This is a genomic window from Salibacterium halotolerans (genome assembly GCF_900115625.1).
Taxonomy (GTDB): domain Bacteria; phylum Bacillota; class Bacilli; order Bacillales; family Marinococcaceae; genus Salibacterium; species Salibacterium halotolerans.
This window is the reverse complement of record NZ_FOXD01000013.1, coordinates 35634-49641: the sequence shown is the minus strand read 5'-3', so window position 1 is coordinate 49641 and position 14008 is coordinate 35634. Positions and strand designations below refer to the sequence as shown.

Here is a 14008-nt window from a genome sequence, read left to right as displayed (position 1 = left end):
ATGCGGCTGTCATGCGGGCGAACCTTATATTATTGACCCTGCTGGTTCTGCTGCACCTGCTGCAAATCCTGCTGTGCCTGCTGGAGATCCTGCTGGGCCTGTTGGAACTGCGGCTGGCCTGACATGCTTGTCTGCTGCTGCTGTGCCTGCTGCAACTGCTGCTCCGCCTGCTGGAGCTGCTGCTGGCACTGCTGCAATTTCTGCGGGTCATTGCCGGCATTCTGCATGTTTTGTTTAGCCTGTTGAATAGCCTGCTGTGCCTGCTGCATCTGTTGATTCTGGTTTTGATGTGTCATCTTAAATCCCTCCATGATTGTGGATTTAGTGGAGCATTACGTAGTGTGACCGCTTCTGTTCAAATTATGCATAATGATGCTGAAAGAAACTCGGTATGATACAATAAACTATACCTTCGACTACGGCAGAGCAGGAGTGTAAAACGATTGGATGAACGCAGGCAATTGGATATTCTAAGGCATGCAAGACATGACTGGGTGAATATTATTCAGATTATAAAAGGAAATCTTTCCCTGAACCGGACGGACCGGGTGGAGGAAATACTAAATGAAACGATACAGAGATCCGAGCACGCCAGCCGGCTGACGCGCCTGCAGGTACCGAAGACGGCTCTTTTTCTGCTGTCGTTCAACTGGGAACCACACCGGTTTTCTCTCGACATGGAAGTTGCCGGAGAAGCCCGGAATTGTTCAGACCTGGAGGAATGCTGGCACGAAATTATCTCCTCGTTTACACGTGAACTCGATGCGGCTGCCTGTCCGGGCCGGGACAATCATCTGCTGATTACGATTCATACAGAACAAGACCCCTATATTGAATTTGACTTTCAGGGCAGTATGGACCACAGTACTGATCTTGGGAACTGGCTTTCGATGTATGCAGAAACCGGCCGGTGCCGCATTGACCACGTTATCTGGAATGAAAAGGAATTAGTCTTCGTATTGAAAAGTAAATGAGGTGACATGATGTTTATAGATAAAGTGAAAATATACGTGAAAGCTGGTGACGGCGGAGACGGAATGGTGGCATTCCGTCGTGAAGCCTACGTCCCGGACGGCGGACCGGCCGGCGGGGACGGCGGCAGAGGTGGCGACATTGTTTTTGAAGTGGATGAAGGACTTCGGACACTGATGGATTTCAGGTATCAAAAGCATTTTAAAGCAAAACGGGGAGAAGACGGCCGTTCCAAAAACCAGCATGGAAAAAACGCAGAAGACCTTGTTATATATGTACCTCCGGGTACGACGTTACGAGACAGTGACACCGGGGATGTCATCGCCGACTTAACAACACACAAGGAACGTTTCACTGCTGTCCGCGGAGGAAGAGGCGGTAAAGGGAATACCCGGTTTACTACTCCGGCCAATCCCGCGCCGGAAATTAAAGAAAACGGAGAACCGGCACTGGAGCGCAACATTGAACTGGAGCTGAAGCTGCTTGCCGATGCCGGCCTTGTCGGATTTCCAAGTGTCGGTAAATCCACGCTGCTGTCGGTCGTTTCGGCGGCCAAACCTAAAATCGGGGATTACCATTTTACTACGATTCAGCCCAACCTCGGTGTGGTGGAAAGTGACAATGGAAGCAGCTTTGTCATGGCCGATCTTCCGGGACTCATTGAAGGAGCGCATGAAGGAACAGGGCTCGGGCAGCAGTTTCTCCGTCATATTGAACGGACGAGAGTCATTATCCACGTCGTCGATATGTCCGGGTTCGAAGGAAGAGACCCGTTTGAGGATTATGAGACGATTAACGAAGAGTTGAGACAGTACAATATGCGCCTGCTGGAACGTCCACAGATTATCGCGGCCAATAAGATGGACATGCCGGGTGCGGACGAGAATCTTGCTGCGTTCCGGGAAAAGGTGCCTGACGACGTAAGTGTGTACCCTGTGTCTTCCCTCACAAAAGGGGGATTGACCAATATGCTGAGAGAAACAGCCGAATTTCTGGAACAGACACCGGAGTTTCCGTTGTATGAAGAACAGGAAGAATCAAAAGTGGTGTACCGTTATCAAAAGCCGGAATCACCATTTACGATTACCCGTGCCGATGACGGGGCATTTGAGATCTCCGGAGCCGAAATTGAGAAAATCTTTAAAATGACGGATATGTCAAAGGATGATTCAATTAATCGATTCTCCCGGAAGATGCGGCAGATGGGAATCGATGAAGCGCTGCGGAAGAGAGGGGCCGAAGACGGCGACACGGTTCGTCTGCTTGATTTCGAATTTGAGTTTATTGAATAAAGGATAACAGAAGACCGGTTATGTTACTTTTAATCCGGCTGGTGGTGAACGGATGACAGAGAAAATCGACAACTTTTATTTGGTCAGACAGGATATGCTGACGGATGCGATGCAGAAAACACTGGAGGCTAAATCGCTGCTTGAAAGCGGGAAAAAGCAGAAAGTGGCAGATGCAGTCCAGTCTGTTAATTTAAGCAGAAGTGCGTTTTACAAATACAGAGACGCTATTTTTCCTTTTCACACCGTCATTAAAGAAGAGATCATTACGCTTTCGATTCAACTGACAGACATATCCGGTTCGCTTTCCAATCTGCTGCAGGAAGTGGCTCATGCAAAGTCCAACGTGCTGACGATCAATCAGACGATCCCGCTGCAGGGAAGAGCGAATGTAACGCTCACGATCGACACGTCAGCTCTTCGGATGGAAATCCGGTCGCTCGTGCAGCGTCTGGAGAGAATGGACGCGGTGGAGCATGTGGAAATTGTCGGTTCTGGATCGTTATAGAAATAAGTTCAGTTCACAGTAAGGAGTGGGGAGTTCGATATGACAATGAAGGTTGGCTATCTTGGTCCGCAAGGGTCGTTTACGGAAGCAGCGGCAAAGGCAGTGATGCCGGACAGTGAGCGCAACTCTTTTCCGACAATACCTTCCTGTATGGAAGCGGCTGCGGAGCATGAGGTGGACGCAGCGGTCGTTCCACTTGAAAATGCGATTGAAGGATCCGTTAATATGACACTCGATCATTTGATTCACAAACATGAACTGCCGATTACAGCAGAGGTGACGGTGCCGATTGAACAGCATTTGCTCGTTCATCCGGACCAGGAAATAAATCTGGAGCAGATAACCGATGTTTATTCCCATCCGCAGGCGATCGCGCAGTGTCATGAGTTTATTCGGCGTGAGCTGCCGAACGCAGCCATTCACTACACGAATTCGACAAGTGCGGCCGCTCAGGAATTGCAGGAACATCCGGAATGGCGTGCTGCCGCTGTGGCCAACCTTCTGGCCGCCGAGACGTACGAATTGATTCCGGCTAGAAAGAATATTCACGATTACGGCAACAATCATACCCGCTTTGTATTAGTCTCCGATTTAAAAAATGTTCTGGAACGAAAAGAAGCGGCAAAACATAAGACGACGATGGTCATCACACTGCCATCGGATTATTCCGGCGCTCTTCATCAAGTGTTGTCGGCGTTTTCCTGGAGAAAGCTCAATTTGACGAAAATCGAATCGAGACCGATGAAGACCGGTATCGGGAATTACTTTTTCGTCATTGATGTAGAAAAAGAGATGGATGATGTGCTGCTGCCCGGGGTCATTGCTGAAGTGGAAGCACTCGGCTGCGGCGTCCGGGTGCTTGGAAGCTACCCATGCCTCGTCTCTTCTGAAACAGAAAATACCGAAAACAAAGAGCTGTCCCCAAAATAAGGGACAGCTCTTTGCATGCCGTCAACCGCCGGAGATGAGAGGGGAAGGGCTATACGAGTAAGAAGCCGCTTTGATGAAGCGCCTGCTTGATTTCTTCGATAACAGTATCTGATCCTGCTTCTACTGTATGCAGATGCGTCCCATCGGTTAATTCAGAGAGCAGCGGGGCGTTGGTATCGTTGAGACTTTCAACAAATTTTTTTACATCGCGGCGGCTGGAGAGCATCAGCGGGGCGGAGATGTCGCCGTAGAAAGGATGCTCAATCGATACATCGATCACCCGGGCGCCGTGGTCGACCATAATGTTCAGCTCTTCTTCGGTCCTGTCTAAATCCGAAGAATGAAAGCAGGCAATCTGCCGCCGGATTTGATCCTGCTCTGGCTCTGAAAAGATGACATACCCCTGCGATGTCGCAAGGATGGGGTGATTCTTCGCTTTCAGCAGGGATATATCCTGAACAATGACCTGCCGGCTGACGTTGGTCCGCTCCGCCAGATCTTTTCCTGTTATTGGTTTTGACGTCTCCTGCAGCCACTCTAAAATCAGGGACCTGCGCTTTTGGCCCGGTATTTTATCGGATTGATTTCCCATTGCCGTTTCCTCCATTACGTCAATCTGGCTCTCATTTTACAGCAAAGACGGCGGTATGAACAGCCGCGCCCGGTATTTGTGCATAACCGTTATTTTTGCGGCATATGCTTGCTGTAGATAAGACGTTCGAAAAAAGCTTTAAACATGCGGAAGAGGAAGCAGAGCAACATTTTTGGATGAAAAGTGAAGGAGGAAAAACATGCAGATTTATATTGCACAAAAAGGGGATACCTTGTGGAAGCTGGCGCAGCAGTATAATGTTTCTTTCGAAGAAATTAAACAGGTGAATCATCATTTGGCGGACCCGGATCAAATCATGCCAGGAATGAAAATAAAAATACCGGCAAAAAGTGTACACGTGAAAAAGGAAAGCCCTAAGTCCGGTCAGCCTAAAGAAACCCAGCAAAAAGAAGAGACGATGAAAGAAAACACGAAGCAGCCTGCAAGCGGGGAATCGAATGTTCCACCCATGTATCAGCCCGCTCCGATGCCAAGTTATCCCAACGTCCCTTCGTCGGAAGAAAATCATTACAACATGAATGTCCATTTTTACCAGCAGGCGGAAAAAGAAAAACAGAATGAACAACAGAAAAAAGCGGAATCCCCCTCATCGAAGAGCGGTCCGAAAAAACCGGAAGACGTCATGCCGTCCCAGACGAAGCCGCCCAAAATGCAGCCTGATCCAGCTGCAGCAAACACTCATATGGCAAAAGGAAACATGGAGGGCATGATGCCGCAGGGGCCGTGCAGCTATGTTCCGGTTGTCCCGGTTATGGCGCCTTGTCCTCCGCCCGGACCGGTACATTCCCATTCTTTCTCTCCTGTTATGTCATCCCCGTGCTCCGGTCCGGACATGCAGCAGATGCCACAGCAGATGCCGCCTATGGGACCCTCCCAGCAGATGCCGGGTATGCCCATGCCACCTTCGTCAAATGGTATGGAAATGGGATGGATGCCGCAGCACAGTCCGGCGAATGGGATGCCGCCGGCCGGCATGATGCCCGCTGCAAATGAAAACAGCCCCGGTAAAAAACGGGATGCAGAAGACAGAAATCAATATACCGAAAGCCCTTCAGGTTATGAAGAAGGACCGGAATCATTCGGCAGCGGCCCGTATTCACCGTGGATGAATCCTTTTGTGCCGCATCAATAAAAAAGTGCGGTAAAGTACTGCCGTTATTACCTCTAAATGACAGTGTAAAATCGCCTCCTTGAACCAAACTAACGGGTGAAAGGAGGTTTTTTCATGAAGAAAACAGCGATAACATTGACAGCCTGCGCGATTATCGCCGGTGGTTTCACCGGATGCGGCAATGCCGAAGAGAACCAGGGTGCTGCACCAAACCGGTACAACACAAACTACGACCAAACCGGGTACAATGACCAGGCCGGCCGCCGCGGAGAAGGGCCGATGACGGATATGATGACCGAAGATGACCAGATGCGGCGTGGTGCCGGAACGTATGGACGTAACAACAACAATAATAATAACGGGTACCGTGGTCAGATCGGGGACCGCCCCGGCATGGTAGGCGAACGCGGCATGCTTAATTCCCAGAATGTCAATGATGGCGGCGCTGATAACACTGCTGATAATCAAAACATGAATAATAACGGCAGTGCAGATGGAAACAACGGACAGGCATCGAACATTGAGAAACAGGTGGAAGGCATGGAAGGTATCGATGACGCCCGTGCGATTGTTCGTGGACAAGACGTTGTACTTGGCATTGACACACCGGAAGAAGGCAAAAAAGCAGAACAGCTTGCCGGTAAAGTCAAAAGCCGTGTGAAATCCAAAATGCAGAATAAAAATGTACACGTCACGTTCGACTCCGAGAAATTCGGCGACATCCAGCAGCTCGCAAATGATATGGAAAATGGTACCGGACTTAATGAAGCCGGGGACACCATCAACAACATGATCAACGACATCGGCAATGCAGCAAGAAGACCTTTTGAAAACAGCTGACAGAATACAGAGCGTTCCACCGTTTCTACAGGTGGAGCGCTTTGTTTATATTATGGAAACCGTCTAAACACATAAGCACAACAGGAATGAATATGTTTTGCGATGCCTCCTTCCTTCAATGTTTGCGCTGAATATGCTATATTTTATAAATGGATAGAAAGAGGAGGAATGAACAATGGCAGGACATTCCAAATGGCATAACATAAAACGAAGAAAAGAAAGCCAGGATGCCAAACGCGCAAAAGTATTTACGAAGCTGTCGAAGGAAATATTCGCCGCGGTTCGGGAGAGCGGAGATGATCCCGATACGAACCTTCGTCTGCGTATGGCCCTCACGAAAGCAAGAGCAGAAAACGTGCCGTCGGACAATATTGAACGTACGATTAAAAAGGCTTCCGGGGAAGGCGGCGCCGTAGATTACGAGGCATTCACGTATGAAGGCTACGGTCCTGGCGGTGCAGCGGTACTCGTTCAGACGCTGACCGAAAATAAAAACAGAACCGTATCGGAAGTCCGGCACGCTTTTTCCAAGCATGGCGGTAATCTTGGAGAAAACGGCTGTGTGTCGTTCATGTTCAACCGCAAAGGGCAGCTGATCATTGAACGGGACACAGAAATGGATGAAGAAGCCTTTACGCTCGAAGCCATTGAAGCGGGAGGCGAAGAAATTGATTCCGACGAAAGCTGGTTCTATATTCAGACAGAACCGGATGATTTCGAGGAAGTGAAAAAAGCGCTCGAAGATAAAGGGTATACATTCTCGAAAGCGGAGATCATTTTGTTTCCGGATGTGAATACCGCCTTAAACGATGAGCATGCGGAGAAGATGATGAAACTTATCGATGCGCTCGAAGATAACGATGACGTGCAGAATGTGTACCACAATTTTGAAGTGGAAGAAGAACAGCTGGAACGTCTTTCCTGACACGTGGAATAAACCCCTTTTTGAACGGGCACGCTGTCCAGTAAAAAAGGGGTGGATTTGTCTTGAATAAAAAAACAGCAGGGGCGGCGTTGTGTTTCCTTTTACTGTTTGTCACAGCCGCAGCCGGTTTCCACGAAGCGCCGTTTTCCTCATCTGACAGCAAAGCGGGACCGGCCCGCTACACCTTGATTCTAGAGCAGGAAATGCCGGATGGAAAGATAGTTACTGAAAAGAAAATGGAAACGGTTTGGTCGATGCCGGATTTCTGGATGAAATACAAAGACTGGAAGGTTGTGGACCAGAACCAGGAAGAGATCACACTGCGCCGGTCCGAACACGGCAAATGAACTGGTTTCTATGCGGCAGCAATTCTGCTATGATAGAAGGAAAGCATGTTCGGCAGGAGAAGAGGGAATGACAGTTGATTGAATTTTTGCGGGGAACTATCGTACACACAGAGCGCGAAACCTTAACGCTTGAAGTAGGGAATACCGGCTATCTGATATATTGTGCCAATCCTTTTGTGTTTGACAGACAGGAAGAGGAAGTCACCATATACACTTATCAATATGTAAAAGAAGATGTACTGCGGCTCTACGGCTTTCCGACAAGAAGAGAGCGGGGTCTGTTTGAACAGCTTCTGCAGGTGTCCGGCATCGGGCCCAAAGGTGCACTGGCAGTGCTGGCTGCCGGTGCGCCGGCTCAGGTTGTGCAGGCGGTGGAAGAAGAAAACGAGACCTTTCTTGTGAAATTCCCCGGCGTGGGAAGGAAAACAGCCAGGCAGATCATTCTCGATCTGAAAGGCAAACTGACGGACGTGATGAACGATGATACATCAGGCACCCTCTTCTACGCGCAGACGGAAGAAGAATTCAATGAAGCGCTTGAGGAAGCCCTTGAAGCATTGAAAGCCCTCGGTTACGGTGAAAAAGAAATTGAGAAAGTAAAACCGGCGCTGCAGCAGGAACAGTTAACGTCGGATGAATATGTCAAAAAAGCATTGCAGTGGATGCTTTCCTAAACTGATAAGCAGCAGGTGGTGCTTCAATCATGGAAGAACGAGTCGTATCCCAATCGGCATACGCGGAAGACGATGCCGCCGAAAACAGCATACGGCCGCTTGATTTCAGCCAATACATCGGCCAGAAAAAAGTGAAAGACAACCTGGAAGTATTCATTGAAGCGGCGAAAATGCGGGAGGAAAGTCTGGACCATGTCCTTCTATACGGACCTCCGGGTCTTGGAAAAACCACCTTGGCCATGATTATTGCACAGGAAATGGGGGTGCACATCCGTACGACTTCCGGGCCGGCAGTGGAAAAACCGGGTGATCTGGCTGCTGTTTTGACCGCCCTGGAACCGGGGGATGTTCTGTTTATTGACGAAATCCACCGGCTTCCACGCTCGGTGGAGGAAGTGCTGTACCCGGCGATGGAGGATTTCTGTATTGATATTATTATCGGAAAAGAGTCAACGGCGCGGTCTGTCCGGCTCGACCTTCCCCCTTTTACATTAATCGGAGCGACGACGAGAGCGGGGATGCTTTCTTCTCCGCTTCGTGATCGTTTCGGCGTGCACTCCAGACTCGAATATTACAATGAAGAGGACTTATCACGCATTGTAACCCGCAGCGGTGATATGATGGGGGTTGCCGTAGAAGAACAGGCCGCTCTTGAAATGGCGAGACGGTCCCGCGGGACACCGAGAGTGGCAAACCGTCTGCTGCGCCGGGTCCGCGACTTTGCACAGGTGAAAGGAGCAGATTCGATATCGCTTGAAGAAGCGGACTCAGCACTTGAGAACCTGCAGGTGGACAGACTCGGTCTCGATGACATTGACCACCAGCTTCTTCACACCATTATTACGAAATTCCGCGGCGGCCCGGTGGGGGTTGAAGCTGTCGCCGCCTCCATCGGGGAGGAAGCGAGCACGCTCGAAGATGTATACGAGCCCTACTTAATGCAGATTGGTTTTCTCGTCCGCACCCCGAGAGGCCGGATGGTGACAAACCTGGTCTATGAACATCTCCAGCTGGAGGTGCCGGACCGTGAATGATATCCCCAAACTCCTTATCGGCCTCGGGATCGTGCTCGTTCTTACAGGTCTGATCTGGCAGGTAGGTGGAAAGTATATTCCGCTTGGCAGACTGCCGGGCGATATTATTATAAAAAACGAAAACACGAGCTTTTACTTCCCGATCGTCACGTGTATCGTCGTAAGCATCATTCTGTCCCTGGTGTTTTATATCATTGGACGTTTTCGGTAGACCAGTGCTGTTCAAGCCGTGTATGGAGAGACAAAAGTGAGGTATGAAAGAAAATGAATGTGGAGGACTTTAATTTTTCGCTTCCGGAAGAACTGATTGCCCAGACGCCGCTTGAAAAGCGGGATGCTTCCCGGCTGATGGTGCTGGATCCGAAAGCGGAGAAAACGCACCATGACTCGTTTCGGAGTATCCTGGATTATCTGGATGCGGGTGACTGTCTCGTGCTCAATGATACCCGGGTGCTGCCCGCGCGGTTGTTTGGAGAAAAAGAAACAGGCGGCCGGGTCGAAGTGCTTTTACTGAAACAGGAAGAACAGGATGTCTGGGAAACGTTGATCAAGCCGGCTAAGCGGGTGAAACCGGGCACCGTTTTGTATTTTGGAGGAACGAAGCTGAAAGCTGAGTGCCTGGATACGATGGAGCACGGCGGCCGGCTGCTCCGGTTCAGCTATGACGGAGTCTTTCTCGAAATTCTTGAGGAACTGGGTGAAATGCCGCTTCCTCCGTATATCAAAGAAAAACTGGATGATCAGGAGCGCTACCAGACCGTATTTGCAAGAGAAGAAGGTTCCGCCGCCGCCCCGACAGCCGGTCTTCATTTTACGGATAACCTGCTTGCCGAGGCGAAACATAAAGGAGTGCACGTGACAACTATTACGCTGCACGTCGGTCTCGGTACGTTCCGGCCGGTCGAGGCAGAAACGGTCGAGGACCATCACATGCACGCGGAATTTTATCAAATCAGTGAAGGAACGGCCCTTCTTTTGAATGAAACAAGGGAAAACGGCGGGAAAATTGCTGCTGTAGGCACCACGTCCGCCCGTACGCTGGAGACGGCGGCTGATGGTAACGGCAGATTTGAAAAGATATCGGGGTGGACGGATATCTTTATTTATCCGGGGTACACCTTCCGGGGCATAGACGCGCTGCTCACCAATTTTCACCTGCCGAAGTCCACGCTCGTCATGATGGTGAGCGCTCTGGCGGGAAGAGAATTTTTGATGCAGGCATATCAGGAAGCTGTCGGGCACCGTTACCGCTTTTTCAGCTTCGGGGATGCGATGTTTATTATGAAGGGAAGTCAGCATAGATGGCAGCAATAACCTATGAACTAAAAAAAACGTGTAAACAGAGCGGAGCGAGACTCGGTACAATCCATACCCCGCACGGCGCCATCGATACCCCGATGTTCATGCCGGTCGGCACCCTTGCCACCGTGAAGACGCTGAGCCCGGAAGAGTTGGAGGATATGAACGCCCAGATTATTTTGAGTAATACGTATCATTTGTGGCTCCGGCCGGGCGAGGATATCGTGCAGGAAGCAGGCGGACTGCATTCGTTCATGAACTGGGACCGCCCCATTTTAACTGATTCCGGAGGGTTTCAGGTGTTCAGTCTCAGTGATTTCCGGAATATTAAAGAAGAAGGTGTTCATTTCCGGAATCACATCAGCGGGGAGAAACTGTTTTTGTCTCCGGAGAAAGCGATGCAGATTCAAAATGCACTCGGCCCCGACATTATGATGGCGCTTGATGAATGCCCGCCTTATCCGGCGGAAGAGTCTTACATGAAAGCGTCGGTGGAACGGACGTCCCGCTGGGCGGAACGTTGTCTTGAGGCTCACCGGAACAAGGACAGCCAGGGGTTGTTTGGTATCATTCAAGGCGGAGAATATGAACATTTGCGTAAACAATCCGCAAATGATTTGATTTCTCTAGATTTTCCGGGTTATGCTATAGGCGGACTATCCGTGGGAGAACCGAAAGATGTGATGAACCGGGTGCTTGAATTTACGAGCCCGCTGCTTCCGATTCATAAGCCGAGATACCTGATGGGAGTCGGTTCAGCGGATTCTCTGATCGATGGAGCCATCCGTGGAGTGGACATGTTTGACTGCGTGCTGCCGACCCGTATCGCACGTAATGGAGCCTGTATGACAAGCCGCGGCCGTCTTGTTGTGCGTAATGCGGCATATGCCAGGGACTTCAGCCCGATTGACAGTGATTGCGGCTGTCATGTGTGCCGGAACTATTCCCGCGCTTACATCAGACACCTCATCAAATCCAATGAAACATTCGGTTTCCGCCTCACGTCCTATCATAATTTGTACTTTCTGCTCGACTTGATGAAAAAGGTGCGGGAAGCGATTATGGAAGACAGACTTCTGGATTTCCGGGACGATTTTTTTGAGCAGTATGGTTTCAACCGCCCGGATGCGAAAAACTTTTAGCTTATCCTTCAGGTTTTGTGTTAGCCTGTTTTATAGGGAAGTAATGGAAGGAGGGGAATAATGGGATCACTATCACCAATAATTATGCTCATATTGATGGCCGCGATTTTCTATTTCCTGCTGATTCGTCCGCAGCAGAAGCGGCAGAAGCAGATTAAGGAAATGCATGCGAATATGCAGAAAGGCGACCGTATTATTACGATCGGCGGGATGCATGGTACAATCGACGCCATTGATGAAAATAAAATCGTGATTGCCGTGGACGATGACAATAAACTGACGTTTGACCGCAACTCCGTCAGAGAAGTCGTCAATGAAGATTAGCGGCCGCTTACATAAGCGACAGCTTTTGTAATACGCATAGGCTTCATAAAGAAAGAGACGGTGACATAGCAGTCTCCGGCCAAAAAAGAACGCTTCCGACTATCATACATGATAGTCGGAAGCGTTCTTATTTACGTGGAGGGTCCGTCCGGTATGTCCATCTTTGTCACCGGGAAGCGGAATGAACGCCGATCACTCCCCCGAAAGCAGCACATGCCGCGAATGCAGCGAAATACAGAAGCTGCCCGCCGCTGATGGTACTGTCAAACCCCAGATATTCAAGCAGGGTAAACAGCAGCAGCATACCGGCCGCGGAAATGGCTCCGGTCATCATTCCTTTCTCTTTTGTTTTTCTTCCTGCAAAAAGCCCGCCTGTAAAAAAACTGATCATAGCGGTTATCAATAGAAGCCAGCGTACAGAGTCCTCAGACACCGATGTGAAGCGAAGGATGGTGGCCGTCACCAAACCTGAGACGAGCAGCATGCCGACAATAATCATCATGCCGGTTCCGGCTCCACGGATCTTCCCTGTTCCTTCCATTTTCCTCTCCTCCTTTGCTTTGTTTCATGCTTATGGAAAACGTGGCGGAAATAGAAGACAAACATATCAAAAAAACAGAATTCGGATTTTTGTGTTCAAACTGCAGGAGGTGTTTCATAAACTTGTACAAACCGTGAAAAAGGTGGTCGCTCTCGTGGAAGACGTTCTCCCTGCCGTAACGATTTTTATCATCAGTTATGCTCTGCTCATGGCGGAGAAAGGAGACCGTGTGCTGGTGGCATGTTCAGGCGGTCTTTTGATGGTCGTCTTCGGGATACTGGATTTGCAGCTTGTTTTCTTCCGCTACATAGACTGGCACACGATTATTCTTCTCCTGTCGATGATGATCATCGTCTCCATTACAAGCCAGAGCGGCATGTTTGAGTACGCCTCTGTCAAAACGGCACAGCTTGTACAGGGAAAACCAATGCCGCTGCTCTTTCTGTTGTCTGTGCTGACAGCGGTTGGTTCGGCGTTTTTAAATAATGTAACGACCGTTCTGCTCGTGACACCGGTTGTCTTTACGCTTACGAATATGCTGCAGCTGAAGCCGGTTCCTTTTTTAATGGCGGTTATCGTCACGTCCAACATCGGCGGCACCGCTACATTGATAGGAGATCCGCCGAATCTGATGATCGGACAGGCGGCCGCGGGATTGACGTTCAATGATTTTCTGCTGCACCTCGGACCGCCGGCATTGGTTATTTTTCTGCTTGTTACGGCCGGACTCATTTATTATTACCGGAGCGAGTGGAAAGCACAAAGACGATCAGAGATCCGGCAGCAGCTGCAGAAACTGGATGCCTCCGATTATGTGACCGATAAAAACCTGCTGTATAAATCCGGAGCCGTGCTTGTCCTCACGATCTGTGCTTTTATGATGCAGCCGCTGCTACGGATGGAAATTACGGCGATTGCGATGGCCGGCGCTCTGCTGCTGCTTTTTTTAACAAGAGAAGAGGCAGATCCTGAGAAGGTGTTTCAGCGGATGGAATGGACGACCGTTTTCTTTTTCGGCGGGCTTTTTATGCTCGTCGGCGGCCTCGAAGAAACAGGTCTGCTGGAAGAGCTCGCACGTGGTCTGATTTTTATGACGGAAGGGGAGATGACAGCCACCTCTTTATCCATGCTGTGGATTTCAGGGATTGTTTCCGGCTTTGTGGACAACATTCCGTTTGTGGCAGCCATGATTCCTGTCATTTTGGAAATGGAAGGGTACGGCATCGGTGATCTGCGGCCGATCTGGTGGGCACTCGCTCTTGGTGCGTGTCTCGGGGGAAATGCCACCCTGATCGGGGCGACAGCGAATGTGATCGTAGCCGGACTGGCTAAAAAGGCCGGACATGGGTTCAGTTATATGGACTTCCTGAAAATCGGCATGCCCGCCGCCATTGTCTCTCTCGTCGTTTCCACGATTTATATCTACTTCCGCTATCTATTGTTTTATTAACACATACAT

The 14008-nt window shown here is 49.9% G+C and carries 18 protein-coding genes; 15 read left to right on the top strand and 3 right to left on the bottom strand.

Annotation, left to right across the window (positions count from 1 at the left end; genetic code table 11):
- Positions 1–29: 29 nt before the first annotated feature.
- Entirely contained in the window at positions 30–296 is a 267-nt protein-coding gene (locus BM124_RS11715) for a hypothetical protein (protein ID WP_093337769.1), read from the bottom strand.
- Between the two features lie 147 nt (positions 297–443).
- On the opposite strand from BM124_RS11715, the gene BM124_RS11710 reads away from it, so the two are divergent.
- The 4 genes from BM124_RS11710 to pheA are packed head-to-tail and all read left to right on the top strand — an operon-like array spanning position 444 to position 3699.
- A complete protein-coding gene (locus BM124_RS11710) occupies positions 444–974 on the top strand; it encodes a Spo0B C-terminal domain-containing protein (RefSeq protein ID WP_093337768.1) in 531 nt (176 codons plus the stop codon).
- A 9-nt stretch (positions 975–983) separates the two neighbouring features.
- Positions 984–2264 (top strand): GTPase ObgE, encoded by a 1281-nt coding sequence (gene obgE, locus BM124_RS11705; RefSeq protein ID WP_093337766.1) that lies wholly within the window; start codon positions 984–986, stop codon positions 2262–2264.
- Between the two features lie 52 nt (positions 2265–2316).
- Positions 2317–2769 (top strand): ACT domain-containing protein, encoded by a 453-nt coding sequence (locus BM124_RS11700; protein WP_093337765.1) that lies wholly within the window; start codon positions 2317–2319, stop codon positions 2767–2769.
- 45 nt (positions 2770–2814) lie between these two features.
- Entirely contained in the window at positions 2815–3699 is an 885-nt protein-coding gene (pheA, locus tag BM124_RS11695) for a prephenate dehydratase (RefSeq protein WP_093337858.1), read from the top strand.
- Between the two features lie 49 nt (positions 3700–3748).
- Here pheA and BM124_RS11690 read toward each other — a convergent pair whose 3' ends face one another.
- Positions 3749–4291, bottom strand: a complete 543-nt coding sequence (locus BM124_RS11690; RefSeq protein WP_093337763.1) for a transcription repressor NadR — start codon at positions 4289–4291, stop codon at positions 3749–3751.
- Positions 4292–4490: 199 nt separating this feature from the next.
- Between BM124_RS11690 and BM124_RS11685 the strand changes: the two genes are divergently transcribed.
- The 10 genes from BM124_RS11685 to yajC all read left to right on the top strand — a co-directional run bounded on the left by BM124_RS11685 (position 4491) and on the right by yajC (position 12008).
- Positions 4491–5444, top strand: a complete 954-nt coding sequence (locus tag BM124_RS11685; RefSeq protein ID WP_093337762.1) for a muramidase family protein — start codon at positions 4491–4493, stop codon at positions 5442–5444.
- 93 nt (positions 5445–5537) lie between these two features.
- Entirely contained in the window at positions 5538–6263 is a 726-nt protein-coding gene (locus tag BM124_RS11680; RefSeq protein ID WP_093337760.1) for a YhcN/YlaJ family sporulation lipoprotein, read from the top strand.
- 175 nt (positions 6264–6438) lie between these two features.
- The gene (locus tag BM124_RS11675; RefSeq protein ID WP_093337759.1) at positions 6439–7188 is read left to right on the top strand and encodes a YebC/PmpR family DNA-binding transcriptional regulator; all 750 of its coding nucleotides are present in this window, start codon (positions 6439–6441) and stop codon (positions 7186–7188) included.
- A 62-nt stretch (positions 7189–7250) separates the two neighbouring features.
- Entirely contained in the window at positions 7251–7535 is a 285-nt protein-coding gene (locus BM124_RS11670; protein WP_093337757.1) for a BofC N-terminal domain-containing protein, read from the top strand.
- Positions 7536–7609: 74 nt separating this feature from the next.
- On the top strand, positions 7610–8209 hold the full coding sequence (gene ruvA / locus BM124_RS11665; RefSeq protein WP_093337756.1) for a Holliday junction branch migration protein RuvA: 600 nt from the start codon (positions 7610–7612) through the stop codon (positions 8207–8209).
- A gap of 29 nt (positions 8210–8238) precedes the next feature.
- Complete coding sequence (ruvB, locus tag BM124_RS11660; RefSeq protein WP_093337754.1) at positions 8239–9243, top strand: Holliday junction branch migration DNA helicase RuvB; 1005 nt, start codon at positions 8239–8241, stop codon at positions 9241–9243.
- Positions 9236–9454: a DUF2905 domain-containing protein gene (locus BM124_RS11655; RefSeq protein WP_093337753.1), complete on the top strand. Its 219-nt coding sequence runs from the start codon at positions 9236–9238 to the stop codon at positions 9452–9454. The genes ruvB and BM124_RS11655 overlap by 8 nt, the downstream gene beginning before the upstream one ends.
- A 53-nt stretch (positions 9455–9507) precedes the next feature.
- Entirely contained in the window at positions 9508–10557 is a 1050-nt protein-coding gene (queA, locus tag BM124_RS11650) for a tRNA preQ1(34) S-adenosylmethionine ribosyltransferase-isomerase QueA (protein ID WP_093337751.1), read from the top strand.
- Positions 10545–11684, top strand: a complete 1140-nt coding sequence (gene tgt / locus BM124_RS11645; protein ID WP_093337749.1) for a tRNA guanosine(34) transglycosylase Tgt — start codon at positions 10545–10547, stop codon at positions 11682–11684. Before queA ends, tgt begins: the two co-directional genes overlap by 13 nt.
- 60 nt (positions 11685–11744) lie before the next feature.
- Entirely contained in the window at positions 11745–12008 is a 264-nt protein-coding gene (gene yajC, locus BM124_RS11640; protein ID WP_093337747.1) for a preprotein translocase subunit YajC, read from the top strand.
- Between the two features lie 166 nt (positions 12009–12174).
- Here the strand turns inward: yajC and BM124_RS11635 are convergent, their stop codons facing one another.
- A complete protein-coding gene (locus BM124_RS11635; RefSeq protein WP_093337857.1) occupies positions 12175–12549 on the bottom strand; it encodes a TIGR04086 family membrane protein in 375 nt (124 codons plus the stop codon).
- 91 nt (positions 12550–12640) lie between these two features.
- Between BM124_RS11635 and BM124_RS11630 the strand changes: the two genes are divergently transcribed.
- A complete protein-coding gene (locus BM124_RS11630) occupies positions 12641–13999 on the top strand; it encodes an ArsB/NhaD family transporter (RefSeq protein WP_244504319.1) in 1359 nt (452 codons plus the stop codon).
- The last annotated feature ends 9 nt before the right edge of the window (positions 14000–14008 follow it).

What these genes read in the sequence shown, in the direction of transcription:
- BM124_RS11715 (WP_093337769.1), bottom strand. Translation starts at nt 296, where the DNA reads ATGACACATCAAAACCAGAATCAACAGATGCAGCAGGCACAGCAGGCT.
- obgE (WP_093337766.1), top strand. Translation starts at nt 984, where the DNA reads ATGTTTATAGATAAAGTGAAAATATACGTGAAAGCTGGTGACGGCGGA.
- BM124_RS11700 (WP_093337765.1), top strand. Translation starts at nt 2,317, where the DNA reads ATGACAGAGAAAATCGACAACTTTTATTTGGTCAGACAGGATATGCTG.
- pheA (WP_093337858.1), top strand. Translation starts at nt 2,815, where the DNA reads ATGAAGGTTGGCTATCTTGGTCCGCAAGGGTCGTTTACGGAAGCAGCG.
- BM124_RS11690 (WP_093337763.1), bottom strand. Translation starts at nt 4,291, where the DNA reads ATGGGAAATCAATCCGATAAAATACCGGGCCAAAAGCGCAGGTCCCTG.
- BM124_RS11685 (WP_093337762.1), top strand. Translation starts at nt 4,491, where the DNA reads ATGCAGATTTATATTGCACAAAAAGGGGATACCTTGTGGAAGCTGGCG.
- BM124_RS11680 (WP_093337760.1), top strand. Translation starts at nt 5,538, where the DNA reads ATGAAGAAAACAGCGATAACATTGACAGCCTGCGCGATTATCGCCGGT.
- BM124_RS11675 (WP_093337759.1), top strand. Translation starts at nt 6,439, where the DNA reads ATGGCAGGACATTCCAAATGGCATAACATAAAACGAAGAAAAGAAAGC.
- ruvB (WP_093337754.1), top strand. Translation starts at nt 8,239, where the DNA reads ATGGAAGAACGAGTCGTATCCCAATCGGCATACGCGGAAGACGATGCC.
- queA (WP_093337751.1), top strand. Translation starts at nt 9,508, where the DNA reads ATGAATGTGGAGGACTTTAATTTTTCGCTTCCGGAAGAACTGATTGCC.
- tgt (WP_093337749.1), top strand. Translation starts at nt 10,545, where the DNA reads ATGGCAGCAATAACCTATGAACTAAAAAAAACGTGTAAACAGAGCGGA.
- yajC (WP_093337747.1), top strand. Translation starts at nt 11,745, where the DNA reads ATGGGATCACTATCACCAATAATTATGCTCATATTGATGGCCGCGATT.
- BM124_RS11635 (WP_093337857.1), bottom strand. Translation starts at nt 12,549, where the DNA reads ATGGAAGGAACAGGGAAGATCCGTGGAGCCGGAACCGGCATGATGATT.